This window comes from Sphingobium sp. ba1, assembly GCF_000743655.1.
Taxonomy (GTDB): domain Bacteria; phylum Pseudomonadota; class Alphaproteobacteria; order Sphingomonadales; family Sphingomonadaceae; genus Sphingobium.
This window is the reverse complement of the sequence record NZ_JPPQ01000083.1, coordinates 136,744-161,759: the sequence shown is the minus strand read 5'-3', so window position 1 is coordinate 161,759 and position 25,016 is coordinate 136,744. Positions and strand designations below refer to the sequence as shown.

Annotated in this window: 27 protein-coding genes; 12 read left to right on the top strand and 15 right to left on the bottom strand. The window is 65.6% G+C overall.

The genetic code is table 11. The features are described 5' to 3' along the window. The 5 genes from IL54_RS20065 to IL54_RS20045 all read right to left on the bottom strand — a co-directional run. The coding region (locus IL54_RS20065) for a serine dehydratase beta chain (protein WP_037480577.1) at nt 1–912 on the bottom strand (912 nt) is incomplete at its 3' end. A 3-nt stretch (nt 913–915) separates the two neighbouring features. Beyond that, nucleotides 916–5,106 carry a translocation/assembly module TamB domain-containing protein gene (locus tag IL54_RS20060; protein WP_037479881.1) on the bottom strand — a complete coding sequence of 1,397 codons (4,191 nt, stop codon included), beginning with the start codon at nt 5,104–5,106 and terminating at the stop codon, nt 916–918. Continuing rightward, complete coding sequence (locus IL54_RS20055; RefSeq protein WP_081913139.1) at nt 5,106–7,172, bottom strand: autotransporter assembly complex protein TamA; 2,067 nt, start codon at nt 7,170–7,172, stop codon at nt 5,106–5,108. Before IL54_RS20055 ends, IL54_RS20060 begins: the two co-directional genes overlap by 1 nt. A 122-nt stretch (nt 7,173–7,294) precedes the next feature. Beyond that, nucleotides 7,295–7,774, bottom strand: a complete 480-nt coding sequence (locus tag IL54_RS20050; protein WP_037479878.1) for a DUF1465 family protein — start codon at nt 7,772–7,774, stop codon at nt 7,295–7,297. A 110-nt stretch (nt 7,775–7,884) separates the two neighbouring features. Then, nucleotides 7,885–8,064: a YdcH family protein gene (locus tag IL54_RS20045; RefSeq protein WP_037480573.1), complete on the bottom strand. Its 180-nt coding sequence runs from the start codon at nt 8,062–8,064 to the stop codon at nt 7,885–7,887. 189 nt (nt 8,065–8,253) lie between these two features. Here IL54_RS20045 and IL54_RS23450 point away from each other — a divergent pair, with 189 nt between their 5' ends. Beyond that, nucleotides 8,254–8,412: a YdcH family protein gene (locus IL54_RS23450; protein WP_069064823.1), complete on the top strand. Its 159-nt coding sequence runs from the start codon at nt 8,254–8,256 to the stop codon at nt 8,410–8,412. Nucleotides 8,413–8,580: 168 nt separating this feature from the next. Here IL54_RS23450 and IL54_RS20040 read toward each other — a convergent pair whose 3' ends face one another. The 6 genes from IL54_RS20040 to IL54_RS20020 all read right to left on the bottom strand — a co-directional run bounded on the left by IL54_RS20040 (nt 8,581) and on the right by IL54_RS20020 (nt 11,411). Beyond that, nucleotides 8,581–8,946 carry a PilZ domain-containing protein gene (locus IL54_RS20040; RefSeq protein WP_037480571.1) on the bottom strand — a complete coding sequence of 122 codons (366 nt, stop codon included), beginning with the start codon at nt 8,944–8,946 and terminating at the stop codon, nt 8,581–8,583. A gap of 66 nt (nt 8,947–9,012) precedes the next feature. Next, entirely contained in the window at nt 9,013–9,477 is a 465-nt protein-coding gene (gene dksA, locus IL54_RS20035) for an RNA polymerase-binding protein DksA (protein ID WP_037479876.1), read from the bottom strand. A gap of 295 nt (nt 9,478–9,772) precedes the next feature. Further along, the gene (locus IL54_RS24410; protein WP_162182260.1) at nt 9,773–9,928 is read right to left on the bottom strand and encodes a hypothetical protein; all 156 of its coding nucleotides are present in this window, start codon (nt 9,926–9,928) and stop codon (nt 9,773–9,775) included. 87 nt (nt 9,929–10,015) lie between these two features. After that, nucleotides 10,016–10,585: a hypothetical protein gene (locus tag IL54_RS20030; RefSeq protein WP_037480568.1), complete on the bottom strand. Its 570-nt coding sequence runs from the start codon at nt 10,583–10,585 to the stop codon at nt 10,016–10,018. Nucleotides 10,586–10,591: 6 nt separating this feature from the next. Further along, nucleotides 10,592–10,870 (bottom strand): hypothetical protein, encoded by a 279-nt coding sequence (locus tag IL54_RS24710; RefSeq protein ID WP_162182258.1) that lies wholly within the window; start codon nt 10,868–10,870, stop codon nt 10,592–10,594. A 100-nt stretch (nt 10,871–10,970) separates the two neighbouring features. Beyond that, nucleotides 10,971–11,411, bottom strand: coding sequence for a host attachment family protein (locus IL54_RS20020; protein WP_037479872.1), 441 nt, complete (start codon nt 11,409–11,411; stop codon nt 10,971–10,973). A 95-nt stretch (nt 11,412–11,506) separates the two neighbouring features. On the opposite strand from IL54_RS20020, the gene serS reads away from it, so the two are divergent. From serS to rimO, 5 genes are all read left to right on the top strand, one after another. Then, the gene (gene serS / locus IL54_RS20015) at nt 11,507–12,784 is read left to right on the top strand and encodes a serine--tRNA ligase (RefSeq protein WP_037479869.1); all 1,278 of its coding nucleotides are present in this window, start codon (nt 11,507–11,509) and stop codon (nt 12,782–12,784) included. Between the two features lie 90 nt (nt 12,785–12,874). After that, nucleotides 12,875–13,639 (top strand): 5'/3'-nucleotidase SurE, encoded by a 765-nt coding sequence (surE, locus tag IL54_RS20010; RefSeq protein ID WP_037479866.1) that lies wholly within the window; start codon nt 12,875–12,877, stop codon nt 13,637–13,639. A 59-nt stretch (nt 13,640–13,698) separates the two neighbouring features. Continuing rightward, nucleotides 13,699–14,730, top strand: a complete 1,032-nt coding sequence (locus IL54_RS20005; protein ID WP_037479863.1) for a M23 family metallopeptidase — start codon at nt 13,699–13,701, stop codon at nt 14,728–14,730. Beyond that, a complete protein-coding gene (locus IL54_RS20000) occupies nt 14,727–15,773 on the top strand; it encodes a potassium channel family protein (protein WP_037479861.1) in 1,047 nt (348 codons plus the stop codon). Before IL54_RS20005 ends, IL54_RS20000 begins: the two co-directional genes overlap by 4 nt. A gap of 57 nt (nt 15,774–15,830) precedes the next feature. After that, nucleotides 15,831–17,213: a 30S ribosomal protein S12 methylthiotransferase RimO gene (rimO, locus tag IL54_RS19995; protein ID WP_193378925.1), complete on the top strand. Its 1,383-nt coding sequence runs from the start codon at nt 15,831–15,833 to the stop codon at nt 17,211–17,213. 155 nt (nt 17,214–17,368) lie between these two features. Here rimO and IL54_RS19990 read toward each other — a convergent pair whose 3' ends face one another. Both IL54_RS19990 and IL54_RS19985 read right to left on the bottom strand, forming a co-directional pair. After that, on the bottom strand, nt 17,369–18,196 hold the full coding sequence (locus tag IL54_RS19990) for a DUF4163 domain-containing protein (protein ID WP_037479856.1): 828 nt from the start codon (nt 18,194–18,196) through the stop codon (nt 17,369–17,371). Beyond that, nucleotides 18,196–18,396, bottom strand: coding sequence for a hypothetical protein (locus IL54_RS19985; RefSeq protein WP_037479854.1), 201 nt, complete (start codon nt 18,394–18,396; stop codon nt 18,196–18,198). Before IL54_RS19985 ends, IL54_RS19990 begins: the two co-directional genes overlap by 1 nt. Before the next feature lie 145 nt (nt 18,397–18,541). Between IL54_RS19985 and IL54_RS19980 the strand changes: the two genes are divergently transcribed. From IL54_RS19980 to argC, 4 genes are read left to right on the top strand one after another with little or no spacing between them, the layout of a single operon-like run. After that, nucleotides 18,542–19,939, top strand: a complete 1,398-nt coding sequence (locus tag IL54_RS19980; RefSeq protein WP_037480562.1) for a leucyl aminopeptidase family protein — start codon at nt 18,542–18,544, stop codon at nt 19,937–19,939. A 59-nt stretch (nt 19,940–19,998) separates the two neighbouring features. Further along, on the top strand, nt 19,999–20,406 hold the full coding sequence (locus tag IL54_RS19975) for a MarR family winged helix-turn-helix transcriptional regulator (RefSeq protein ID WP_037479851.1): 408 nt from the start codon (nt 19,999–20,001) through the stop codon (nt 20,404–20,406). Beyond that, complete coding sequence (locus tag IL54_RS19970; RefSeq protein WP_037479848.1) at nt 20,366–21,274, top strand: C40 family peptidase; 909 nt, start codon at nt 20,366–20,368, stop codon at nt 21,272–21,274. Before IL54_RS19975 ends, IL54_RS19970 begins: the two co-directional genes overlap by 41 nt. Continuing rightward, nucleotides 21,271–22,215 carry an N-acetyl-gamma-glutamyl-phosphate reductase gene (argC, locus tag IL54_RS19965; protein ID WP_037479846.1) on the top strand — a complete coding sequence of 315 codons (945 nt, stop codon included), beginning with the start codon at nt 21,271–21,273 and terminating at the stop codon, nt 22,213–22,215. Before IL54_RS19970 ends, argC begins: the two co-directional genes overlap by 4 nt. A gap of 9 nt (nt 22,216–22,224) precedes the next feature. On the opposite strand, the gene IL54_RS19960 is transcribed toward argC, so the two are convergent. Beyond that, nucleotides 22,225–22,434 carry a hypothetical protein gene (locus tag IL54_RS19960; RefSeq protein ID WP_037479844.1) on the bottom strand — a complete coding sequence of 70 codons (210 nt, stop codon included), beginning with the start codon at nt 22,432–22,434 and terminating at the stop codon, nt 22,225–22,227. Between the two features lie 231 nt (nt 22,435–22,665). On the opposite strand from IL54_RS19960, the gene IL54_RS25130 reads away from it, so the two are divergent. Together IL54_RS25130 and IL54_RS19955 are read left to right on the top strand one after the other, a co-directional pair. After that, nucleotides 22,666–22,839, top strand: a complete 174-nt coding sequence (locus IL54_RS25130) for a hypothetical protein (RefSeq protein ID WP_171899197.1) — start codon at nt 22,666–22,668, stop codon at nt 22,837–22,839. A 51-nt stretch (nt 22,840–22,890) separates the two neighbouring features. Beyond that, the gene (locus tag IL54_RS19955) at nt 22,891–24,216 is read left to right on the top strand and encodes a PQQ-dependent sugar dehydrogenase (RefSeq protein WP_037479841.1); all 1,326 of its coding nucleotides are present in this window, start codon (nt 22,891–22,893) and stop codon (nt 24,214–24,216) included. Between the two features lie 118 nt (nt 24,217–24,334). On the opposite strand, the gene IL54_RS25125 is transcribed toward IL54_RS19955, so the two are convergent. Beyond that, a partial coding sequence (locus IL54_RS25125) for an ATP-binding protein (protein WP_076605629.1) occupies nt 24,335–25,016 on the bottom strand: 682 nt, incomplete at its 5' end.

Here is a 25,016-nt window from a genome sequence, read left to right as displayed (position 1 = left end):
GGCGGGGATGACGCCCGCCGCGCCATTGGTGGGCGCGGTGACGACGCGGCCACCGGCGGCATTTTCCTCATTCACGGCCAGCGCGAACAGGCTGACCCATTCGAAAATCTGCGCCGGGCCAAGCGCGTCCTGTTGCAGGCGCAGCCGCTGATGGATGGCGCGGGCGCGGCGGCGGACCTTGAGGCCGCCGGGGAGTAGCCCCTCCTGCTGCAGGCCGCGGTCGATCGAGGCGCTCATCGCGTCGATCACGCTGTCGAGGAAAGCGTCGGTTTCCGCCTGGGTGCGCCACGCGCCTTCGTTGCGCAGGACGAGGGTGGCGATGGAGAGGCCGGTCGCCTCGCCCTGCGCCAGCATCTCCGCGCCAGACGAGAAGGGATAGGGCTGGACGACATTATGGCCGAGCGGCGCGTCGTCGGCGACGCGCTCGCCGGGCAGAACCGCGCCGCCGCCGATCGAATAATAGTCGCGCACCAGCGGCTCGCTTTGCCCGTCGAGCCAGGCGGTGAAGCGCATGCCATTGCTATGCGCTTCGAGAAATTCGCCCATGTGGAAGATCAGGTCGCGCGCTTCTTCGAACGCGATCCATTGGTCGTGGGCGCTGCCCGCGCGGATGCGGCCGTCGGTGCGGATGGCGGCGAGAATGGCGGGGATGGCGTCGGGGTCGAGCGCTTCGGGGCTATAGCCCGACAGGCCGAGCAGGATCGCGGTATCGGTGGCATGGCCGCGCCCGGTCAGCGCGAGCGAGCCATAGAGATCGCACGACACCCGCACCGGCTGCGCCGGGAGAGAGACCATGAACAGGCGCGCGGCGCGCATCGGGCCGACCGTATGCGAGCTGGACGGGCCGATGCCGATGGTGAACAGGTCCATGACGCTGATCGCAGCGGCAGCGTCGATGCGGGACTTGGTCATGGCTTAATAATCCCGCGACACGCGGACGTTGGCGCTCTGGCGGCCCAGCGTCGAGATGGCCCCCAATAGCGAGAGCCAGCGGGTGACCTGATATTCGATGCGGGTGGCGGAATAGCCCTGCCCGTCGGTGATCAACTCGACATAGGTTTTGCGGGTGAGATATTTGCCCGCAGCGATCGACGTGCCCTGCCCCTGGGTCGGATCGGCGGCGATGATGCGCAGCCGGTCGAGCCCCGCTGCCTTGCGCACGGCGTTGATCGGGTCGAGCCCGCCGCCGCCCTGGAGCGAGCCGACCGCCGAGGCGAGTTGCAGCGCTTCGGGCGCGGACAGGTTGGTGATCGAGGTGCCGAACAGGATGCGCGAGAGCAGTTCGTCCTGCGGCAAAGCGGGGATGCTGTTGAAGGTTATGTCGGGTTTGAGGCCGGTGCCGCCGACATGGATGGTGGCGGTCAGGTCGCTGACATCGGCGACAGCGTCGATGTCGAGCGTCGGGTTGGTCGGCGTCCTGCCATCGAACTGGATGCGGCCTTCGCGCAGTTCGAAGCGGCGGCCGGCAAATTCATAATTGCCACGCACCAGCTCGGCACGCCCGGCAATGGCCGGGTTGGTGACGGTGCCGCCAAGGTCCAGGTCCGCGCGCCATTCGCTGTCGAGGCCAAGGCCCGTGACGGTCAGGCGGTTGCGTGCGCGCGCCTTGATCGCCAGTGCCCAGGGGACATTGGTGCGGAGCGTTTCGATTTCCTCGCCACGCCGGTTGATTTCAACGACGCGCAATTCGGGGATGGCGGCGACGGCGGCGGCGCGGCCCAGCGTGAAGCGGCTCTTGTTGAGGATGACATCGCCGCCGATCGTCCCACCCGTGCCATCGGATCGCAGGGTGATGGGGCCGGTGACGGTCGCGGCGATATCGTCGCGCTCCAGCAGCGCGGCATTGTCCGCCTGCATCGCCAGGTCCATGCCGACGCCCGCTATGCCGTTGAAGGTGAAGCGGCCGGTGCCGGTGACCGATCCACCATTTTGCGACGCGGCGGCGAAGCTGGAAATGACGAGTTGCGCGCCGGAGAAGCGGCCGCGTGCCTTGACCTTGGCCAGCCGCATGCCGGTGACCGGGCTGTTGATCGTGCTATTGTCGGTGGCGAAGGTGCCGGTGATGCGGGGATCGCCCAGCGTCCCGCGCATGTCGGCGGAGACGTTGACCGGGCCGCCCATGTCGACGATCTCCACCCCGGTCAGCCGCCACAGCGTATCGGCCGCGCCGCTATAGCGTAGCTGCGCGAACAAGGGGGCGGCGTTCAGCCGTTCGACCAGGTTGCCGGTGCGGCCAAGCGGGGTAAGCAGCGCCTGGCCCCGGCCGATCGTCTTGCCATCGGCGACGAACACCATGCGGGTGGCGAGGCGATCTGCGCCCAGCGCCGCATTGACGCCGACATCGACCGGACGCGAGCTGAGCGACAGGCCGGAGCGCGACAGGCCGCGCAGGCGCAATTCCGCCGTGCCGGTGGGCAGGCCGCCGCGCGGCTGCGCATAGCTGAGCGAACCGGTGGCGATACCGCCCAGCCCCAGATTGTCATAGGCGATATCGAGCAGGCCGAGCGGCAGCTTGTCCATGCGCGCTTCGATATGATTGGCGGTCGCGCCCAGTTCGCCCGAAAGCTGCAACGACCCGCCCGCATAGCTGATCGTCGCGGGCGACAGGCGCCAGCCATCGTCGGTGCGGGTCAGCAACGCCGCGCGGGTCAGCCGGATCGGGCGTTTGTCGATCGTGCCGCCAGCGGTGACGCGGATGCGATCGGCATCGACCTGCGCCTCCCCCTGCAATTCGAACAGGCGGCCGCGCTGGCCCGACAGGCTGCCGCGGATGGTGCCACGCCCATCGACCAGATCGGCATTGGCGGCGAAGCGACCGACCAGCACGCCGCCGACGCGCAGCCCGCGCGCCTGCGCCGTCGCCTTGAGCGTGGTGCCTGACGGATCGAGCAGGATCGTCGCGTCGAGCGTGCCGCGCCGCACGGTGATGATTGTCGGCCCCTCGAAACTGGCGCCGTTGGCGGTCAGTTTGAGCTGGACTTGCTGGATGTCGCCCACCGGCTTGAAGCCGACATAGCCGGTGACGGGACCGCTGACCGCCAACTGGCCGTCGAGGCCGCCGGTGACGGGGCGGATGTCGCCGCTGGCGGTGACGCCCGACACGGCGAGATTGGCGACGCGCACGACCGCCTGCCCGCCCTGGGGCAGCAGGATGACGCCGCGCCCGGTGAAGGGGCCGAGCGTCGATCCGCCCTCCGCCGTATAGCTATAGCCATTGGCGTCGGGGATGAGATGGGCATGGACATCGCGCAGGCCGAGCGCATCCATGGGCCGGGCGAGCATCAGGTCGATCGTCGGCCGTTCGATATTGCCGTCGAGCGTCAGGGTGAGCGGGCCATATTGATCATGCTGCCCCTTGCCCTCCAGATGGAGCGTGCCGTCGCGAAAGCGCACGCCATTGCCCGCCAGCGTCAGCAATGGCGCGGCGAGCCGCATGTTGGTGAGCGCCAGCGTGCCATCCGGGCGCAGCGTCAGGTCGCTGCGCGCCGTGGGCAGCCCGCCGCCCAATGTGCGCAGGAAATCATTGTCCAGCCGCCGCACCCGTGCCGCCGCGCTGCCGCTGAGGCCAAAGCCGCCGTCGGCGCGCGGCATGGCGCGCAATTTGGAGGTGACATCGACCACCCCGAAGCCGCGGATCGCGAGGCCGACGATCTGGCCATCCAGGCCCATATCATAACGGCCGGTCTTGAGATCAGCGAGGACGGTGAGCTTGCCACGCAGCTTGTCGGAGCGCAGGTCCATCGGGTTGCTGACGATCTGCTGCCCGTTGAGTTGCAGCACGCCGTCGAGCGCGAAATTGCGCACGATGCCTTCGACCAGATCGCCCTGCCCGTCCAGGCGGCGCGCGCGCAGGCGCAGCGGGATCAAGGTCGAGCCGGACCCGACCGTGCGCCCCTTGCCCTCGGCGCGCACGTCGCTGATGCGGGCCTTGTCGAACGTCAGTTCGCGCGCGGTGAGCAGATATTCATAGCCAAGCTGCGACAGCGGGCCATCGAGGCGGATCTTGGCGACGACATCGCGTCCGCGCATCGTCTTGAGTAGTGCTTCGGGGCGGGCGAGTGTGAGGTCGAGCCGCATATTGTCGAGCGCATTATTGCGCAGGTCGATCGCGCCGTCAGCGCTGAGATCGATCGCGGCGGAGCGCAGCGAGGCGGTGCCGTCGATTACCCGGTCGACCAAGGTGCCGTTGGCACGCACGGTCAGACGGGGCGAGGACAGACGCTGGATGAGGCTGCCCCCGGCGATGGCCGACCCCTCGACCGTGCCGCGCGCCGAATAGGCGCCGCTGCGCGCGGCGAGGACGAAATCGGCGGCGGGGGCAGCGTCCAGCGTGGCGGACAGGCGGCCGTCCCACTGGGTCCAGCTACCCTTGCCACCGATGCGCAGATTGCCATCCTGTGTGAGCCCCGCCATCGTCGCCAGCACGCCGCCCTTGGGCGCGTTGACGGTAACGTCGAGGCGGAAGCGATCATCGTCGGGGCGGCTGTCGAGCGCGATACTGAGCGCGTCGCGGCCATCGAGGGTGCGCGCGGCCAGATCGATGATCGCGCGGCCGCCGCGAATATCAGCGTCGCCCGCGATGGTCGCGGTCTGGGCGCGGCCCGTGATGCCGGGCGCGATCGCCAGTTGGCCGACCGAAAACTGCATCAGGCGAATGTCGAAGCCGGGCAGGATCGGTCCCTGCCGCTGGGTCGGGTTGAGTTTGGGCAGTTTGTGCAGGGTGGCGCGCGGGATCACCAGCCGGTCGATATCCAGCCGGTTTGAGAGCCAGGCGAAGGGCCACCATTCCAGTTCGACCCTGGGCGCATCGAAGAAGCGGCCCTTGGGGTCGGACAGGACCAGGTCATGCAGGACCGCCTTGCGATAGATGCTGCCGTCGATCCGGCCGACGCTGATCTGCAGGCCGGACCGGGACTTGATGGTCGCGATGCGCGACACGAGGAAGCGATGCCCCGACCCGGTATCGAGCCAGGCGAGCGATCCCGCCACGATCAGCAGCAGCGCCGCGAGCAGCCCCGCGACCCAGCGTTGCCAGCGCCCGTCCCAGGCGCGGCGTCGGATCGGCGCGGCGGTTATGGGGATGGGGGTGGGAGCTTCGTCCGTCATCAGAAGGCCTGACCGAGCGAGACATAGACGGCGATCTTGGGATCACCCGATTGCGGATTGATCGGCGTGCCGACATCGACGCGGATCGGGCCGAAATTGCTGTAATAGCGCAGGCCAAGGCCGGTGCCGATGCGCAGGTCGCGGAAGCGCGGCAGGAAGCTCGTTGAGATATTGCCTGCGTCGATAAAGGGCACAACGCCGAAATTGCCGAAGCGCACCCGCGCCTCCAGCGAAAATTCCGCGAGGCTCTTGCCGCCGACGGGATTGTCATCCTCGCCGAAGCGCGGACCGATCGCCTGATAGCCATAGCCGCGCACCGATGCGCCACCGCCTGCATAGAAACGGCGCGACGGCGCGATCTGTTCGACGGTCGAGCCAAGGATGCTGCCGAAGCGAGCGCGCGCGGCGACCACCAGCTTTTCGCCCACCGGCTGATAGAGGCTGCCGTCGAGCTGCACCTTGGCATAGCCGAAGGTTTCGTCCTGAAAGGAGAGTTCGGGGCTGATCCGGCCGCCGAGGCGAAAGCCCTTGGTCGGGTTGAGCAGGTCGTCGCTACCGTCATAAGTGAGGCTGAGCGGCACCGCGCCGATGAGGAAGGTACGGCGTGAACCGCCCGAAAAGGCATCCGCTTCATCCGACGCTATGACTTCCGCGCCGACGCGCCATACCCAATTTTTCTGGAACAGGATGTTGGTCGTCCGCTCCAGCGCGCCGGACAGGGTGACGGTCCGCGCGTCATAGGCGTCGCGCCGGATATTGCTGACCGACAGCAGGCCGGTCAGCACATTGTCGCGGCGGCGGAAATTATTGCGGCGATAGGTGAAGGAGGCGGTCTGTTCCTGCGTGCCGATGACGCCGCGCACCGTGACGGCGCCTTCGGGCGGGAAGAAATTGCGATGCTGCCAGCTGACTTCGGCGCGATAGCCCTCGCCCGTACCATAGCCCAGTTCCCCCGCGATCGTGCGCAGCGGTGCGGGGCGGACATCGATCGCCAGGTCGACATGTTCGCCATCGCCGGCATCGGTCGGCTTTAGCGTCACCGATGACACCAGGCCGGTCGCGACGATGGCGCGGCGCAGATCCTCCACATCGGAGGCCATATAGGGGTCGCCCGGATCGAAGCGGGCGATATTCTGGACATGGCGGGCGCCGAACAATTCCGCATTGCTCAGGCGGATCGCGCCGAAGGTGCGATAGCCGCCGGGCGTGACGATGAGGTCGAGGTCGCCCTGTCGTTCCTCATGGTCGATCCGCACTTCGGGTTCGTCCACCTTGGCGAAAGGATAACCGCTTTCCGACAAGGCGGTGGCGAGCGCGTCGCGCCCTTCGAGGATCTTGTCGGCATCGACCGGGTCGCCGACCTTGGGCGGGAAGGCGGCGCGCAGCGTCGGTTCGCGGCTGGCGGTTTCGGCGAGGCCCGCGACATCGACCGAGGCGAGCAGATATTGGGTGCCGGGCGTGATGGCAAACCGCACGGCGAGCCGATCGCTGCCCGCTGGCGGGGCGGCGACGGCACCGCGGATGCGCGCGGCATAATAGCCCTTGGCCCGCAGCAGCCGATCCAGCAGGTCGCTGTCTTCCTTGATGCGGCGGTTGATCTGCGCGAGGTTGGCGGCCTTGTTCTCGCCCTGGCGCAGGACCGACAGTTCATCGAAGCGCAGCTTAAACTGCGCGTCGGTGATGGCGTCGATGCCGTTCAGTGTGACGGTATAGCGGCGTTCCTTGCCGATTTCGGCAAAGGCGGCGACGGCTTCTTCCGGTTCGGCGTCGGGGGCGACAATGGGGGCGGGCATGTCCGGCGCCGCGGTCTGCACATCGGCGGGATCGGCGGGCAGCGGTACGACCGTATCGGCCTGGCCCAGGTCCGGCCAGTCGAGACCGATGTCGGGCATGGCGTCGAGCTGGGTATCGACGTCCGACATAGTGCCGTCGGGGACGGTGGGCGGCGGCGACGCATCCTGCGCCCACGCAGCGCACGGGGCGGCGAGCAGCAGTGGCGCAAGAAGGAGCCGGGCGGCTTGCGGGCGGCCAGCAAAGCGGCGTCGGGTCCGCAAACCATGGGTCATGGCGCGGGTCTAGACCAGATGCTGGCCCAAGCGCCAGTCCCATAGCGCCGTTGAAACGGGGATTCGTCGCTATTTATCGCGAATTGCGCCGGGCCAGGATCGAGCCGCATCGATGGCCGACGTCAGAAGGCGGTGTTGAGACGATCCAGCAAGGCGCGCGCGGGGTTGATCATCGGCATGGCGAGCGAACCGGTCATGCGGTCGAGCCGATCCTGCAACCGCGCCACCCGGTCGTACAGATCATGGCTCGCCTCGATCAGCGCGCGCGCGGCGAAGGGGAAGGTCGCCACCAGCAGCGGATCGCTTTCGCTGGCCCGGCCCAGCCGATATTTCTCATCGGAGAGGTCCGCATCGCTGATTTCACCGCGTTGCCAGGCGCGCTGGCTGAGCAGCCAGGCGATGATGTGCATCAGCCGGGTCGTCACCTTGAGCGATTCGCAGGCGAAGGCGACCCGGCGGAGCGGATCGTCCATGCCGTCTTCCCTTACGTCGCAGCCGTCAAAATAGGATCGGGCCTCGTCGGCCATCAACATAGCTTCGAGGTAAAGGCCGTCCACGAGGCCGCGATGCAGGCCGCGATCAAGAGATATTGCACTGGGCATGGGCGATCACTGACATGAATTTGCAACCTTGTCAGGCCCGACATTGCGCCCGTTTTGGCGTCCTGTCCCAATTATGATCGGTTAGCGCGACGTTAACCATAATTGCACGATCAGGCGATGATGTCGGGCACCAGTTCGTCTTCCAGTTGGGCGATTTCATCGCGCAGCCGCAGCTTGCGCTTTTTCAGCCGCGCGACCTGCATCTGGTCGCCGCCGCCGCTATCGACCAGCGCGGCGATGGCCGTATCGAGATCGCGATGCTCCACCCGCAACAGTTCCAGTCGGCGCATGATGTCTTCCCGGCTCACGGCGCTCCCTTGCATCCAAAAACGTGGCAGATGGTGGACTGATAGCCGGGCGAGCCCATGCGGGCCATCGCAAATTTTCGCGCGACCATCGCAAAGCCCGAATCGACGCGAGACAAGGCGGGCGAATCATGATTTACTTCTACGTCCATCACCCCTCGTAAGGAGAATGTCATGGAGAACAGCCATATTTCCGCTCTTTCGGCAAAGCATGCCGGCCTTGATGCCCGAATCAAGGCCGAAACGAGTCGGCCCATGCCCGACGCCACGTTGGTGGCTTCGCTCAAAAAGCAGAAATTGCGGCTGAAGGAGGAGATGTCGGCCAAGCATTAAGCCGCATCTTCGCCAGGGAGGAGGTCAGGGTCCGGCAGCGTCCGACTGCCGATCCGACCTCACCCCAGGCCTGCATTCAAGACCCCGAAAAGCAAAACGCCCCGCATCCATGAGGATGAGCGGGGCTATTTTATGCGATTGTGAGGCGCGCCGTGGGGCGCCGGGACGTCAACGGCGCAGAAGGGGATTGGTGCGCAGATAGTCAGGCAGCCCCTGCTGATTGCTGGTCGATACAGGCTTGCGTGCCAGTTGCGGATCGATCGGCGCGTCGAAGGCGATGCCGATCTTGTCGTCGCGCGACCAGGCGACCACGCCGCTGACCTTGCCGACGCCGCGCAATTCAAATTCGACCTTGGCATCGGCCGGTATGGCGCGCTCGCAATCGGCCATCAGGCCGGTGGCGGACAGGTTGCGGATGCGGGCCTTGCCCAGCGGCGCGCCTTCGGGCGTGGCAAAGCTGGTGAGCAGGAACAGGCTGTCGCGCGGCGCTGTGCGTGCCGGTCCCCGATCAGCGATATTCCGTTCGTCGTTCATCATCCAACCTGCGCGTAAAATGTCAGTAGAATGACAAATGTCTACGCGCGAGGGATGGAAAAACCGTTAATCGTCGCGGGAGATTTTTTCGTGGCGTTCATGCCGTTCCTGCGCTTCGACCGTCATCGTGGCGATCGGCCGCGCTTCCAGGCGGCCCAGCGAGATCGGCTCGCCCGTGACTTCGCAGTAACCATATTCGCCATCGTCGATCCGGCGGAGCGCGGCTTCGATCTTCGAAATGAGCTTGCGCTGGCGGTCCCGGGTGCGCAGTTCGATCGACCAGTCGGTCTCGCTCGATGCGCGGTCGTTAAGGTCGGGTTCGCGGAGCGGTTCGTTCTGAAGGACGGCGAGCGTGCCTTCCGAATCTGCTAGTATCTGCTTCTTCCAGGTCCACAGCCGCTGGCGGAAATATTCCAGCTGGAGTGGGTTCATAAACTCTTCGTCGGGCGAAGGACGATAGTCGGCGGGAAGCGTTACAGTCGATTTGGGCGGTTTTTCACCGTCTTTATCGGAATTTAGGACCGATGCCATGTTGGCTCTCCGACTCGCAAGGCCCCGGCGTTTGAACGACCGGTCGCCCGTGATAATGCAGTGGGGGCGCTCATAGCCATCGGCTGGCAGCGACACAAGCGGCCATTCCAGAGACTCGCATGCGGGAGGGCGGATTTTTGCGCATCGCCTGAAGGATGGAGTCGTCGGCTCGCTCTTTACTCATCCCCCAAGGGGCGTTCCATAGTGGGACGTTAACCATATCGCTTCGCAAAAATATGGATTACCGCTCGACAGGCGGCTGCTATTGAGGGTTAACGCCGTTGCAGTTAACGCTTTATTTTGCGTTGTTGCGGATAGGGAATACCCGCCAGCCTGTTTTCCGGATTTGCCGGTAGCGGGCGGCAAGGTAACATAAAAGAAGAGTGGAACCTATGTCGGTACGGATGGCATTGGCTAAATTATGCGCCTGCACCAGCGGCGGCGCGATCATTGGCGGCGGTGCCGTCCATGTGGCCGAAAGCGCGCGCCCGGCAGTGGTCCATAGTTCCAAAAGCACCAAGGCTGCACCCAAGAAGCGCTATGCCGTGCGGACGGTGAAACGCAAGGTGGTGAAGACCGCCATGACCTGCGCGCCCCAGACGGTGACCGTCACCAGCCAGCAGGCGCCCATCCCCCTGCTCGCTCCCATCCCGATGGCACCGGCAGAAATGCCGATGATGTCGGGCGGCGGCGGTGCCGTGCCGATCGTGATGGGCGGCGGCGGCGGATTTGGCGGCGGCGGTTTCATGGGCGGCTTCTTCGGTGGCGGCGGTGGCGGCAGCGGCGGGGGTTCGGTCGTGATCTCCTCGACCAGCAGCTCGACCGGCGGCATCAGCAGCTCGACCAGTTCGACGACCGGCGGCGTGTCCACGTCCACCGGCGGCGTTTCGACCTCCACAGGCGGCGTGTCTACATCGACCGGGGGCGTTTCGACCTCGACCGGTGGCGTTTCGACGTCCAGCGGCAACGTGTCCACGTCGAGCGGTAACGTCTCGACATCGTCGGGCGTCAGCAGCAGCTCGTCCTCGTCCAGTTCCAGCTCGTCGTCCTCTTCGTCCAGCTCCTCCTCCAGCAGTTCGGGTGGATCGAGCGGCGGCAAGCCCGACAAGCCGGATCATCCCGGTTCGACCGGCGGCAGCAGTGGCAGCAGCGGGTCTTCGAGCAGCTCCTCGTCGGGCAGTTCATCCTCGTCGTCGGGTGGCTCGTCCAGCTTTGGCAGCACCGGCAGCACGTCGTCCTCGACATCGTCGAGCAGCGCGTCGTCGAGCAGTTCCTCGTCCAGCGGTGGGTCGAGCAGTACGGGCGGCACCGATGTCCCCGCCCCGCCGATGGTGCTGCTGTTCGGCGCGGCCGCCGTCGCGCTGGTCGCCCGTCGTCGCTTTGCCGATCGCAAGGCGCAGGCCGCGGCCTGACGCTTCCAACACAGGTCACGAAAAAGGGCGGCTTCCGGTATCGGAGGCCGCCCTTTTCGTATGTGTGCCGTCAGCGCGGGATCAATTGTCGGCGATGATCTTTTCGATGTCGGCGATCGGATGATTGACCAGATCCTTGGCGATCTCGCCGGCCAAGCGGTCCTGCACTTCCTTGTGATAATGTTTGCGCATTTCGCCCAGCGTGCCGGGCGGTGCGACGATGATCAGCTTTTCATAGTCGTTGGCAAAGGCGCGATGCTTGAGGATGTCGGCGGCCTGCGCGGCGAACCGGTCTTCCTCCAGATCGTGGAAATTGGTTTCCGACATGGCGCTGCGATGACCGCCAACCGAGTTGAAGGCGCGGCCGGGCGTATCGGTGCCCTGATCGCGATCGGCCGGGTTGTCCTGCTTTTCGACCTGTTCCGTTTCCAGATTAGGGATGGCGGCATCGCCCTTGTTACGGAAAAACAACATCTTGCGGCCGTCGGCTACCAGCACAAGTGCGCCTGGATCTATTTGCATCGCCTTTTCCTTCTCTCTTTTTCAGGGGATAGTCCTGTAACGGATGACAGCGCGCAGGGTTGCGTGGCCGATCGCAGGGCGGCATAGGACTGGCCATGCACGACATCCGTTTCATCCGCGAAAATCCCGCCGCTTTCGACGCTGGCCTTGCCCGGCGCGGAGCCGCCCCCCTGTCCGCGCAGATATTGGCGCTCGATGAGCAAAGCCGGGCGATCAAGACCCAGTTGCAGGTCGGCCAGGCCCGCCGCAACGAGGCGAGCAAGCTGATCGGCCAGGCCATGGCGGCTGGCGACAAGGACAAGGCCGAGGCGCTGAAAACCGAAGTGGCGGCGCTCAAGGATGGCACGCCTGCGCTGGAAGCGCAGGAGCGCGAATTGGGCGACGCGCTGACGGCAATGCTGGCCGCGATCCCCAACCTGCCCGCCGACGACGTGCCGGAGGGGGCGGATGAGGACGCCAATGTCGAGGTGAGCCGCTGGGGCACGCCGCGCGCCTTCGAGTTCGCGCCGCAGGACCATGCCGATTTCGGCCCGGCGCTGGGGCTGGATTTCGAGGGCGGCGCGAAACTGTCGGGGGCGCGCTTTACCGCGCTGCGCGGGCAGATGGCGCGGCTGCATCGAGCGTTGGCGCAGTTTATGCTGGATACGCAGACCGGCGTGAATGGCTATGAGGAAACCAATCTGCCGTTGCTGGTGCGGGATGAAGCGCTGTTCGGCACTGGACAATTGCCGAAGTTCGCCGAAGACCTGTTCCGCACGACGGACGGCCGCTGGCTGATCCCCACCGCCGAAGTGTCGCTCACCAATCTGGTGGCCGACCAGATCGTGCCGCTGGCCGAGTTGCCGGTGCGGCTGACGGCGCTGACCCCCTGTTTTCGGTCCGAAGCGGGTTCGGCGGGGCGCGATACGCGCGGGTTTATTCGCCAGCATCAGTTCGAGAAGGTCGAACTGGTGACCATCTGCGCGCCCGACGAGTCGGAAGCCGAGCATGACCGCATGTGCGCGGCGGCGGAGGGCATCCTCCAGGCGCTCGCCCTGCCCTATCGGAAAATGCTGCTGTGCACCGGCGACATGGGCTTTGGCGCGCGTAAGACATGGGATCTGGAAGTCTGGCTGCCAAGCCAGGAAACCTATCGCGAGATCAGCTCCGTCTCCAACTGCGGCGACTTCCAGGCGCGGCGCATGAATGCGCGCTACAAGCCGGAGGGTGAGAAGCAGACGCGCTTCCTGCATACGCTCAATGGGTCAGGGCTGGCGGTCGGGCGGACGCTGGTGGCGGTGCTGGAAAATTATCAGCAGGCCGATGGCAGCGTGATCGTGCCGGAGGTGTTGGTGCCGTATATGGGTGGGGTGACGGTGTTGGAGCCGCGGTAAACAACCTCCGTTCGGTTCGAGCTTGTCGAGAACGGCGCGCTGCGTTCTCGACAAGCTCGAACCGAACGGATTTTGGGAGTTTTTTTGGCTATGCGTATCCTTTTGACCAATGATGATGGCGTGCATGCGCCCGGCCTCAAGGTGTTGGAGGCGATCGCGCGGACATTGTCCGATGATATCTGGATCGTCGCGCCGAGCGAGGAGCAGTCGGGGGCGGGGCATAGCCTGACGCTGACGCGGCCGCTGCGCATCCGCAAACATGGCGAGCGCCATTATAGCGTCACTGGCACCCCGACCGACGCGGTGATGATGGCGGTGGGGCATCTGATGAAGGATGCCAAGCCCGACCTCATATTGTCGGGCGTCAATCGCGGGGCCAATCTGGCCGAGGACGTGACCTATTCGGGCACGGTCGCTGCCGCGATGGAGGGGACGATTTCGGGCATACGGTCCATCGCGCTGAGCCAGGTCTATGCCCGATCGGGGATGGGCGACGATGTGCCGTTCGCCGCGGCGGAAGCCTGGGGTGAGAAGGTGCTGCGCCCGCTGATCGCGCTGCCCGTGACCCCGCGCATGTTGTTCAACGTCAATTTCCCGGCGATCGACCCCGACGCGATCAAGGGCATCCGCGTAGTGCGGCAGGGCTTTCACGATGTCGATCGCACCAAGATCGTCGAGGGCACCGACCCGCGCGGCTATCGCTATTATTGGTTCTCGCTGGGCAGCAGCGATGCGGTGCCCGAAGGCAGCGATCTGGCGGCGATAGCGGAGGGCTATATCACGGTGACGCCGCTGCATTATGACCTGACGCAGGACAGCGCCATGGCGGTGACCGCCGCCGCCTTTTCCGCCTGACCGGACGAGGCCGGAACAGGGGGATGGCAAGTTGTCGGCAATGCGATAGACAGGCGTCGATGTCGCGCGCGCACTTACCTTTTGTCCTCTTGCTGCTGAGCGGCTGCATCCCGACCGAAAGCACCCGCACGGGTGGCGACACGCCGCCGCCACGGCTGGACGCCGATGCATCGAGCGTGGAACTGGTCGAGCAGGAACCGGTATGGTCCGCGCAGCAAGTGGTCGCCAATGCGCAGACGGTGACGGCATCGCGCTATGTCGTGCAGCCGGGCGATACGCTGCGCGGCATCGGCAACCGTACCGGCGCTGGATCGGAAATGATCGCGCGGGTCAATGGGCTGACCCCGCCCTTCGCCCTGCGCGTGGGACAGGCCTTGTCCATTCCCGGCGGCCGCTATCATCTGGTGGCGGAGGGCGAGACGGGGATCGCGATCGCCGCTGCCTATGGCGTGCCGTGGAGCCAGATCGTCGCGCTCAACGGGCTGGAAGAGCCTTATACGCTGCGGCGCGGACGCCGCCTGCTGCTGCCCGGCAATACGCCTGCAAGCGCGCCCGACCTGGAACAGCGCGCCGCCGCCTTTCGCATCGACATTGATGACGTGCTGACCGGGGGCCAGCCTGCGGCGGCGGAGAATGCTCCGGTGGCGGTGGCGTCAGCCACGCCGCGCCCGCTGCCGAGCAATGTGCCGATCGCCCAGCCGAGCCGCCTGACCGGCCGCTTCGCCTGGCCGGTCAAGGGCAGCATCGTCTCGCGCTTTGGCCCCGGCGCCAGTGGCGCGAAGAATAACGGTATCGACATTGGGGTGGCCGATGGCACCCCGATCAAGGCCAGCGCCGATGGCGTGGTCGCCTATGCCGGGGACAAGGTGGCGGTGTTCGGCGGGCTGGTGCTGATCAACCATGGCAGCGGCTGGGTGAGCGCCTATGGCCATGCCAGCCGGGTCGATGTCGTGCGCGGGCAGAAGGTGACGCGGGGCCAGGTGATCGGCCTGACCGGCGATACCGGCTATGCCAGCCAGCCCAAGCTGCATTTCGAACTGCGCAAGGACCGGGTGCCCGTGAACCCCCTCACCCAGTTGCCGACGCCATGAACGTCAAGCCGCGCGCAGCCTCCCCCAGTACCGAGGGTTTCCTGCGGCGGCGTTCGTCGATGCCGATGTGGGTCGACATCAGCTGGCGCGTCGGGCTGGTGTTCGGGCTGATCGCGCTGGTGCTGGGGCTGCACTGGATCGGCCGCGATGGGTTGAAGGACAATCTCGACGATCATATCAGCTTCATCGACGTGCTGTATTTCACGACGGTCACCGTGACGACCGTTGGCTATGGCGACATCGTTCCGGTCACGCCCGAAGCGCGGCTGTTCGAAGCCTTATTCGTTACGCCGATCCGACTGTTCGTCTGGCTCATCTTTCTGGGCACGGCCTATAATCTCTTCCTCCGCAATATCCTCTACAGGTGGCGCATGGCACGTATTCAGGCCGATCTGCACAATCATATCGTCGTCACCGGTTTCGGCACCAGTGGGCAGGAAGCGGTGCGCGAATTGCTGGCGCGCGGCACCAATCCGCGCGAGATCGTGGTGATCGACGGCAGCGACAAGGCGCTGGAACTGGCCGAGTCCAAGGGGTGCAATGTGTTGTGCGGCGATTCGACCCGCGACAGCGTGCTGAAGGATGTGGCGATCCACCGGGCGCGCAGCATGATCGTGTCGGCCGGGCGCGACGACACGTCGATCCTCATCACGCTGACGGCGCGGCATCTGGCCCCGCGCATTCCGATCAGCATCGTGGTGCGCAACGAAGATAATGAATTGCCCGCACGGCAGGCAGGCGCGACCACCGTCATCAATCCGGTCAGCTTTGCCGGACTGTTGATGGCGGGCAGCACCAGCGGCAAGCATATCGCCGATTATATGGCTGATCTGGCGGCATCGGGCGGGCGCGTGCGGTTGAACGAACGACCGGTGTTCCCGGAGGAAATCGGCAAGCCGCTCTCCGCCGTTAGCACCGGCCTTGGCGTGCGTATCTATCGCGACGACCGGCCGATCGGCTTTTGGGAGCCGGAGGCCAAGAGCCTGCAAAGTGGTGACCTGATCATCGAAATCGCCGAGGGCGACGGCCAGGACCGGCCGTAACCGGACTGGCTGATAGCGGCTTGATGGCGGCGCGTGACATTTGGCGCGCAAATCCCTATGTGCGCGACCATCATGGCAACCAAATTTCCTGACGCGCCGAAGATCGGCATGGTTTCGCTCGGCTGTCCGAAAAACCTGGTCGACTCCGAACGCATCCTCACCAAGCTGCGGTCGGACGGCTATCAGATGTCGGCCGATTATGCCGGGGCCGATGTCGTGCTGGTCAACACCTGCGGCTTTCTCGATTCGGCGAAGGAAGAATCGCTCGAAGCCATTGGCGAGGCAATGGCCGAAAATGGTCGCGTCATCGTCACCGGCTGCATGGGGGACGAGGCGGATCTGATCCGCGCGAAATTCCCGCAGGTGCTGGCCGTCACCGGCGCGCATCAATATGAGCAAGTCGTCAATGCGGTGCATGATGCATCGCCGCCGATCCCCAACGCCTTTGTCGACCTGGTGCCCGAAGGTGGCCTCAAACTGACGCCGCGCCATTATAGCTATTTGAAGATCAGCGAAGGCTGCAACCATCGCTGCTCCTTCTGCATCATCCCCTCGATCCGCGGCGACCTGGTGTCGCGGCGCATCGACGCGGTGCTGCGCGAGGCGGAAAAGCTGGTGTCGGCGGGGACCAAGGAATTGCTGGTCATCAGCCAGGATACGTCGGCCTATGGCGTCGATACCCGGCATGAGCCGCGCCAGTGGAAGGGCCGCGAGGTGCGCGCGCATATGACCGACATGGCGCGCGAACTGGGACAATTGCGGGACGCGGACGGGAAAGCGCCCTGGGTGCGGCTGCACTATGTCTACCCCTACCCCCATGTCGATCAGGTCATTCCGTTGATGGCCGACGGGCTGCTGACGCCCTATCTCGACATTCCGTTCCAGCACGCATCGCCGTCGGTGCTGAAGGCGATGAAGCGCCCGGCCAATGAAGCCAAGGTGCTGGACCGCATCCATAAATGGCGCGCCATCTGCCCCGACATCACGATCCGGTCGAGTTTCGTCGTCGGCTTTCCGGGCGAGACCGAAGCCGATTTCCAATATCTGCTCGATTGGCTGGACGAGGCGCAACTCGACCGCGTCGGCGCCTTCCGCTTCGAACCGGTCGAGGGGGCTGCGGCCAACGCCCTGCCCGGCGCGGTGCCGGAAGCGGTCAAGGAAGAACGCTATCAACGGATCATGGCAAAGACCGCCGCGATCAGCGCCGCGAAGCTGGCGGCCAAGGTCGGGCGCGTGCTGCCGGTGATCGTCGATGAAGTGGGCGAAGCGGACGAGGAGGATGGCAGCATCGGCGCGACCGCCCGGTCACAGGCCGACGCGCCGGAAATCGACGGCAATGTGTTTTTGCGCGATGTCGGCGAAGGGCGAAAGGCGGGCGATATTTTCGACGTGCTGATCGAGGATGCCGATGAGCATGATCTTTATGGCGTGCCGGTTTAGGGTTTAGCCAACCATGCCAATCCTCCCCTTTAAGGGGAGGTGGATGGCCGAAGGCCAGCCGGAGGGGTGTCACCCTATCGAGAGGGCAACACCCCTCCGTCATCGCTACGCGCTGACACCTCCCCTGCCAGGGGAGGATTGGGAAGGGCGCTAGCCTAATCTACCGCCACGAAGGCATCGCGATAGTCCGGTTTGATCGCGTTGCGCATCGCTGCGTCCACCGGCAGGGCGACTTCATAGCTGCCCTCGGCATAGGGACCGGCGCTATAGGGGCCGACCACCACGGTCAGGCCGTCGATCAGCTTGCCGTCCTTCGATGTCGGCACCAGCACCTGCTCCATCGGGTCGATACATTGGGTGAAGTCATCGTCGCCGCGCACGACGGGCGCGCCGCGTTTTTCGGCGCGTTGCTGGTCGAGTATGGCGCAGAAACGATCGCGGATCGCGGTGGAGAAGGCGGCGGGCGAGGTCATCAGCGCCTTGACGCTGCTCTCCTGTTTGCGCGCCTTGTCCCACAGCACGGCGTCATAGCCGGTCATCCCATGGGCGCCGCCGGTATAGACATAGGTTTGCGACTGTAGCGCGAGGAAGCGCGGCGTGTCGGCTGCAACGTTCCACTCTGTTTCCAGGCTGTGCGGGCGGAAGGGATAGCCCGACTCTTTTGCCGCCGCGCTGTCCTCCTTCGCCATTTTCAGCGCGTCGGCCTTGGTCGCGGCCATGTCGCGCGCGAATTTATCGACCAGCGCAGGGACGGCGGCGGCCTCCGCGGGATAGGCATAAGCGAATTCCAGGCCGCCCGCCGCTTCCTTGACCGCAAAGGGCTTGGATGGCGGCGCGGGGGGCGGCGTGCCCGCCATGCGGTCGGCATAGCGGGCGGCCGCTTCATTTTCGGCAGCATTGCCGACGGGGGCGTCGGACGACGGGGCGCAGGCTGCAACCAGCAACAGCGCGATCAGGCCACTTGGTGCGTGCGCCCGCCGCATCAATGCGCCTGCGCCATGCGGCAGCGTTCGCCGACCGCCTTGCGGGCATATTCGCTGTCCAGCGCTTGGGCGGCATTGGGCCAGCCCTCGGCGATCAGCGCCTGTTCGACGGCGCGGATATTTTCGAAATATCCTGTTTCCGCGAGCGTGTAGGCGCGCGCGCGAAGGGCCTGTAGGCCACGATCGTCTGCATGAAGCATCGTCACTCTCCTTGGCTGTGGTTATGGCTTCGAAACTAGGCGCGCGCGCGCGATAGTGCAAAGGAAGAAAGGGCCGACCGTGCGGTTGGGGCGACGAATAAATTACGCCTTCCCTTGGCTCGGCGCTTTCCCTTACATGCCTGCCATGACCGATTTTGCCGACTGCATCAAAGCCGACACGGGGCAGCCCGCCCATCCGATCCATCTGGTCGACGCCAAGGCGCTGGACGCTTGGCTGGCGACCCGCCCGGAACAGAGTCGCGCGCTGCTGGCAGCGCAGAAATTCCGGGCCAAGCCGCAGGAGATGGCGATCCTGCCGGGTGAGCGGGACGGCGACTGGATGGTCGTGGCCGGGGTGGCGGACAAGGCGGCGCTTGGTCCCTGGTGCCTGGCGCGCCTCGCCGAGACCTTGCCCGAAGGACGCTATCGCCTGGCGGAAGGATCGCCCGGTGCGGCGATGCTGGGATGGATGCTGGGGCAGCATCGGTTCGACCGCTACCGCCGCGAGGATGTTCCGGTGGGACCGCGCCAATTGCTGACCAGCGATGTCGCGCGCATTGTGCCTGCGGTCGATCTGGCGCGGGCGGTCGCGCTGGTGCGGGATATGGTCAATACGCCCGCTGCCGATATGGGGCCGGCCGAACTGGAAGCGGCGACGGAAGCGGTCGCCAAGCCCTTTGGCGCGACGGTCGTGGTGACGCGCGGCGATGCGCTGGCGCATGGCTATCCGATGATTCACGCGGTCGGGCGGGCCGCCGACCGGCACTTCGCCCCGCGCTTGATCGAACTCAACTGGGGCGATCCGGCCGCGCCGCGCATCGCCATCGTCGGCAAGGGCATCAGCTTCGACAGCGGTGGCCTGGACATCAAACCCTCGTCGGGCATGCGCCTGATGAAGAAGGATATGGGCGGCGCGGCGCATGCGCTGGCGCTGGCGCAGCTCATCATGGCGGCGCGGTTGCCGGTGCGGTTGCACCTGCTGATCCCGGCGGCGGAAAATGCGATCAGCGGCAATGCTTTCCGGCCCGGCGACATATTGCGCAGCCGCAAGGGGCTGACGGTCGAGATCGGCAATACCGATGCCGAAGGGCGGCTGGTGCTGGGCGATGCGCTGGCCCGTGCGGCGGAGGAGAAGCCCGAACTGATCGTCGACTTTGCGACGCTGACCGGCGCGGCGCGAATCGCGGTCGGGCCGGACCTGCCCGCGCTGTTCGCCAATGACGACCGGCTGGCCGCCGACATGGCGCAGGCGGGGTCCGACGTGGATGATCCGACCTGGCGGCTGCCCCTGTGGGAGGGCTATGCGGATATGTTGAAGTCCGACATCGCCGATATCAACAATGCGGGCGAAGGCGGATTTGCAGGGGCGATCACCGCCGCTTTGTTCCTGCAGCGCTTCGTGCCGGAAGAAACGCCCTGGCTGCATCTCGACACCTTCGCCTGGCGGCCGTCGACCAAGCCCGGTCGCCCCAAGGGCGGCGAGGCGCTGGGGCTGCGCGCCGCGTTCAAGCTGTTACAGCAGCGTTACCAGCCCGCTAAGTAAAGCGTCACATTCCGCAGGACCGTTACGCAACCCGATTGGGCATCGTGCGTTAAGCCCGCATGAACGTCCACACAGCACAAGATCAGGTTGCCGCCATTGAACGCCCCGGAGTTCAGCCGCTCCGCCAATGGATGCGGACGCTGGTGGATTATGTCCGGTCGGGCAAACCCGACCTCACCAACCGGCAGATGGCGTTGATGATGACCGTCTATATCGGCGCCGGGCCGCATACGGTGCGCGGCTTGGCCGAAGCGTTGCATGTGTCCAAGCCCGTCATCACCCGCGCGCTGAACAAATTATCGGCGCTCGGCTATCTCCGCCGCGAGCGCGATGTGGCCGACCGGCGCAATATTTTCATCACCCGGACCCCAAAAGGGGCGGAATTCCTTGACGCCTTTCATCATTTCATCGCAGGAACCGCGCGCGATGATAGGCACGACAACAGCAAAGCGGAACGCACCGTCTGAAAGAAGCCGGTTCAAGCTGGATGGCCGTTCGGTCGCGCTTGACCGCCGTATCCACGCCGCGCGCGGCGATCTCGCCGACCTGGCTTTGGCGGGTATTCTCTTTTCCGCCCATTATGCGCGCGCGGTGCCCTTTACCTGCGTGATGCCGGGCACGCCAATCCTGTCGGCCCCCTCCCCCAGCGCCGAAGCCGTGACCGAATTGTTGCGCGGCGAGACATTCCATGCGCTCGACGTAATGACCGACTGGGCCTGGGGCTTTTGCGGTCATGACGGCTATGTCGGCTATATCCGGCGCGAGGCGCTGGACGTCGCCGAAACGGTGACCCACCGCATCACCGCGCAGACCGCGCCGCTGTTTCGCAAGCCCGATATCAAGGCGCAGGTGCTCGACTATTGGCCGATGGGCGCGCAGTTTACCGGCGAAGTCGAAGGCGCGTTCATCAGTTGCGCCGAAGGCTATATCCATAGCTGCCATGCCAAAGCGATCAGCGAAGCGGACAGCGATTGGGTCGCGGTCGCCGAAGCCTATCTCGGCCAGCCCTATGTGTGGGGCGGACGCGGTCATCGCGGGATCGACTGTTCGGGGCTGGTGCAGGCGGCACTGGGCCAATGCGGCATCGCCGTACCGCGCGACACCGACCTGCAATGCGAGGGCATCGGCCTGCCGATCGAAAGCGACGCGGCGTTGCGGCGGGGCGACCTGATTTTCTTTCCGGGCCATGTCGGCATCATGACCGATGGCAAGACGTTGCTGCACGCCAATGCGCACTGGATGGCGGTGGTCAAGGAGCCGCTGGCCGATGTCGTCGCGCGATTGGCCGACGACCATGCCCAACCCATTATCGCACGGCGGAGGATCGGCGCATGAGCCACACTATCTTCATCGATGGCGGCGTCGGTACGACCGGCATCGAAATCGGCGACCGGTTGGCGGGACGCCCCGAATTGTCGCTGATCACGCTGGATGAGAAGGACCGCAAGGATGCGGCGGCGCGGCGCGATGCGCTGAACGCGGCCGATATCGTCATCCTGTGCCTGCCCGACGACGCCGCGCGCGAGGCCGTGGCGCTGATCGACAATGATCATACGCGGGTGATCGACGCGTCGACGGCGCATCGCGTGGCGGACGGGTGGACCTATGGCTTCCCCGAACTGGAGCCGGGCCATCGCGAAAAGCTCGCAGCCTCGCGCTTCGTCGCCAATCCGGGTTGCTGGCCGACCGGTTTTCTGGCGCTGGTCCGGCCGCTGACGCTCGCGGGACTGGTGCCTGCCGACTGGCCGGTGACCGTGTCAGGCGCATCGGGCTATTCGGGCGGCGGCAAGGCGATGATCGCCGAATATGAGGGCGCGGACGGCGCGCCCACCGCATTCCGCGCCTATGGCCTTGGCCTGGGGCATAAGCATGTGCCGGAAATGACCCGCTATTCGGGCCTGGTCCATCCCCCGCTGTTCGCGCCGGCCGTCGCCAATGGCTATCGCGGCATGGTGGTGGAAGTGCCGCTGCAACTGCGTGCCATGCCGGGTGCGCCGTCGCTGGAGAAGGTGCATACTGCTCTGGCGGACGCCTATGCGGGGTCGCCGCTGGTCAGCGTAGCGTCCTTGAGCGAGAGCGCGGCGATGGGGCAGGTCGAACTGGAGCATGTCGGCGCGACCGACCGGCTGGCGCTGTTCGTGTTCGGCAATGCCGATAGTGGTCAGGCGCGGCTGGTGGCGGCGCTCGATAATCTGGGCAAGGGCGCGGCCGGTGCGGCGGTGCAGAATCTCAACATATTGGCGGGCCTGCCCGAAACGGCCGGCCTGCGCCTCTAACGCCGTCTATCAGTGAATGGTGCCGATCGGCTGGTCATCCGCCAACAGGACGATCAGCCGCTCGATCTGACGCCAGTGGCAAAAATGGATGTGATTGCCAAGGTCGAGGCTGCGGTCGGCGCGGGCGGCGGCTTCATAGCCCGCATCGGCACCGAATATCGTCATCAGCTCGGTCGCATCGTCATAGCTCTTTCGATCCGAAAGATATGGTAGCTGCATGATGATCCCCCGACGATTATAGCGATAGGCTGTTCGGACAAGTGCTTCAATTGCTGTGCCATTTCCCTGCTTTGGCGTGGGAGGCCGGTTAGCAGCGTGAACGCGCCGTTAGCCAAGTCCCAGAGCGGGACAGGCTGCTCCACTCTGGCACAGCCTGTCCCGAAACGGTCCCGGCGGGATCGCCGCGCAAAGCCGCTGGCATTGGCCGCCGCGCCGTGGCAAGGGCGGGGCATGACGAAGCGCAAGAAAGACCCCACCGGCGCGGGCGCCATCATCGCTTTCCTGATCCTGGGCGGCGCGATCACCGGCGGATTGATGGGACAGCCCAGCATCGGCCTGCTGTCGGGCCTGGCGCTCGGCATCCTCATTGCCCTGCTGCTATGGCTGCGCGAACGCGGCAAATAAGCCCGTCCATCCGCCTTGCCCGGCGCGGCACGGCGACATAGATGGGAAGGCATGAACAAGCATGTCATCGCCCTCCCCCTCATCGCCATCGTCGTAGCCGGCGGCGCGTTCCTCTACCTCGCGCAGGGGGACACGTCGCAACTGCCGCCCGGCGCGGATACGGGGCGCGAACCGGTCTTCACCAAGCCGCGCAGCGAGATGGTCCCGACGATCAACATCGCCGAAGTGAAGCCATGGACCGGCGGTGAACAGCCGGTCGCGGCGCAGGGGCTTGCCGTGGCGCGCTTTGCCGATGGCCTTGTCCATCCCCGCTCGATGCTGCGCCTGCCCAATGGCGACATATTGGTGGCCGAAACCAACAGCCCGCCCCGGCCCAAGGACGGCATGGTCCAGCGGGTGATGAATTATCTGATGGCGAAGGCTGGCGCGGGCGATCCGTCCGCCAACCGCATCACCCTGTTACGCGACGCCGATGGCGATGGCCGCGCCGAGACAAAGACGGCGTTCCTGACCGGGCTCAAGTCGCCCTATGGCATGGCGCTGGTCGGCGACATGCTTTACGTCGCGAATAGCGATGCGCTGATGGCCTTTCCCTATAAGCCGGGCGACCTGAAGATCAGCGTAGCGGGCCGCAAGATCCTGAACCTGCCTGCCCAGGCCCCCAATATGCATTGGACCCGCAGCCTGACGGCTGGCCCTGATGGGCTGCTCTATGTCGGTGTCGGGTCCAATAGCAATATCGGCGAAAACGGGATGGAGACCGAGACCAACCGCGCGTCGGTGCTGGAGGTCAATCCCAAGGATGGCAGCTATCGCATCTTCGCGTCGGGCCTGCGCAATCCGGTTGGCCTCGCCTTCGAACCGACGAGCGGCGCGCTGTGGGGCGTGGTCAATGAACGGGACATGCTGGGTGCCGATCTCGTCCCCGATTATCTGACGCGAGTGGAATTTGGCGGCTTTTATGGCTGGCCGTGGAATTATTGGGGCGGTTATGAGGATCGCCGGGTCCAGCCGCAGCGCCCGCAATTGCGCGAATATACCAAGCGGCCGGACTATGCGCTGGGCAATCATGTCGCGCCGCTGGGGCTGACTTTCGCTGACAAGGTGACGCTGGGCGCACCCTATGCCCAGGGCGCGTTCGTCGGCCTGCATGGCAGCTGGAACCGCAAGCCGGCGGCGGGTTACAAGGTCGTGTTCGTGGGCTTTGCCGATGGCGAAGCGGGCAAGGCCAAGCCGGTCGATGTTTTGACCGGCTTTCTGGATGCCGATGGCAATGCCCGCGGTCGTCCGGTCGATGTGACCGCCGACGCCAAGGGCGCGCTGTTGGTCAGCGACGATGTCGGCGGCGTGGTGTGGCGGGTGACGAAGGCGCAATAGCGCCTAGACCGTCAGCGCGTAGCGATGATGGAGGGGTGTCATGCTATCGAGACGGCGACACCCCTCCGTCTGGCCTGCGGCCAGCCACCTCCCCTGCCAGGGGAGGATAGTTTTGTCGTTAGACCGTTAGCCCGTGCCGCCCGGCCAGTTCGACCACATATTGCCAGGCGACGCGGCCTGATCGGCTGCCGCGCTGGGTCGACCATTGGATCGCTTCCAGCGGGTCGAATGCCACGCCGAGCTTGGCCGCATAACCGCTGACGATCGCCACATAGGCGTCCTGGTCGAGCGCGTGGAAGCCAAGGCTGAGGCCGAAGCGGTCGGACAGCGCCATGCGGTCGTCCACCACGTCGCGCGGGTTGATCGGGTCGTCCTGCTCCGACAGGTGGCGGGGAACGATGTGGCGGCGGTTGGAGGTGACATAGAGGCGGACATGCGCCGGGCGCGCTGCCGTCCCGCCCTGCAGCAATGAGCGCAACGTCCTGGCGTCGCCCACGCCCTCGTCGAAGCCGAGGTCATCGAGGAACAGGATGAACGGCCGGTCGGTGCCGCGCAACAGCGCGAACAGCGCAGGCAGGCTGGCCAGCGCATCGGTCGCGCATTGCAGCAGGGCGATATCTTGCCCTTCGCGCTGCAACCGGCCGACGACCGACGCCACCGCCGCCGACTTGCCCGTGCCGCGCGCGCCCCACAGCAGCACGTCATGCGCGGCATGACCAGCGGCCAGGCGACGGCTATTCTCCAGCAAGGCGCTCTTCTGCGCGTCGATGCCGGTCAGCAGATCGTAATCGACCGGTGTG

What these genes read in the sequence shown, in the direction of transcription:
- serS (WP_037479869.1), top strand. Translation starts at nt 11,507, where the DNA reads ATGCACGACATCCGTTTCATCCGCGAAAATCCCGCCGCTTTCGACGCT.
- IL54_RS19960 (WP_037479844.1), bottom strand. Translation starts at nt 22,434, where the DNA reads ATGCAGCTACCATATCTTTCGGATCGAAAGAGCTATGACGATGCGACC.
- IL54_RS19955 (WP_037479841.1), top strand. Translation starts at nt 22,891, where the DNA reads ATGAACAAGCATGTCATCGCCCTCCCCCTCATCGCCATCGTCGTAGCC.
- IL54_RS20040 (WP_037480571.1), bottom strand. Translation starts at nt 8,946, where the DNA reads ATGAACGACGAACGGAATATCGCTGATCGGGGACCGGCACGCACAGCG.
- surE (WP_037479866.1), top strand. Translation starts at nt 12,875, where the DNA reads ATGCGTATCCTTTTGACCAATGATGATGGCGTGCATGCGCCCGGCCTC.
- IL54_RS19980 (WP_037480562.1), top strand. Translation starts at nt 18,542, where the DNA reads ATGACCGATTTTGCCGACTGCATCAAAGCCGACACGGGGCAGCCCGCC.
- IL54_RS20020 (WP_037479872.1), bottom strand. Translation starts at nt 11,411, where the DNA reads ATGCAAATAGATCCAGGCGCACTTGTGCTGGTAGCCGACGGCCGCAAG.
- IL54_RS19975 (WP_037479851.1), top strand. Translation starts at nt 19,999, where the DNA reads ATGAACGTCCACACAGCACAAGATCAGGTTGCCGCCATTGAACGCCCC.
- IL54_RS20045 (WP_037480573.1), bottom strand. Translation starts at nt 8,064, where the DNA reads ATGCGCCGACTGGAACTGTTGCGGGTGGAGCATCGCGATCTCGATACG.
- IL54_RS20050 (WP_037479878.1), bottom strand. Translation starts at nt 7,774, where the DNA reads ATGCCCAGTGCAATATCTCTTGATCGCGGCCTGCATCGCGGCCTCGTG.
- IL54_RS20055 (WP_081913139.1), bottom strand. Translation starts at nt 7,172, where the DNA reads ATGACCCATGGTTTGCGGACCCGACGCCGCTTTGCTGGCCGCCCGCAA.
- IL54_RS20000 (WP_037479861.1), top strand. Translation starts at nt 14,727, where the DNA reads ATGAACGTCAAGCCGCGCGCAGCCTCCCCCAGTACCGAGGGTTTCCTG.
- IL54_RS23450 (WP_069064823.1), top strand. Translation starts at nt 8,254, where the DNA reads ATGGAGAACAGCCATATTTCCGCTCTTTCGGCAAAGCATGCCGGCCTT.
- IL54_RS19985 (WP_037479854.1), bottom strand. Translation starts at nt 18,396, where the DNA reads ATGCTTCATGCAGACGATCGTGGCCTACAGGCCCTTCGCGCGCGCGCC.
- IL54_RS20005 (WP_037479863.1), top strand. Translation starts at nt 13,699, where the DNA reads ATGTCGCGCGCGCACTTACCTTTTGTCCTCTTGCTGCTGAGCGGCTGC.
- dksA (WP_037479876.1), bottom strand. Translation starts at nt 9,477, where the DNA reads ATGGCATCGGTCCTAAATTCCGATAAAGACGGTGAAAAACCGCCCAAA.
- argC (WP_037479846.1), top strand. Translation starts at nt 21,271, where the DNA reads ATGAGCCACACTATCTTCATCGATGGCGGCGTCGGTACGACCGGCATC.
- rimO (WP_193378925.1), top strand. Translation starts at nt 15,831, where the DNA reads ATGTGCGCGACCATCATGGCAACCAAATTTCCTGACGCGCCGAAGATC.
- IL54_RS19990 (WP_037479856.1), bottom strand. Translation starts at nt 18,196, where the DNA reads ATGCGGCGGGCGCACGCACCAAGTGGCCTGATCGCGCTGTTGCTGGTT.
- IL54_RS24410 (WP_162182260.1), bottom strand. Translation starts at nt 9,928, where the DNA reads ATGATCGCGCCGCCGCTGGTGCAGGCGCATAATTTAGCCAATGCCATC.
- IL54_RS20060 (WP_037479881.1), bottom strand. Translation starts at nt 5,106, where the DNA reads ATGACGGACGAAGCTCCCACCCCCATCCCCATAACCGCCGCGCCGATC.
- IL54_RS25130 (WP_171899197.1), top strand. Translation starts at nt 22,666, where the DNA reads ATGACGAAGCGCAAGAAAGACCCCACCGGCGCGGGCGCCATCATCGCT.
- IL54_RS19970 (WP_037479848.1), top strand. Translation starts at nt 20,366, where the DNA reads ATGATAGGCACGACAACAGCAAAGCGGAACGCACCGTCTGAAAGAAGC.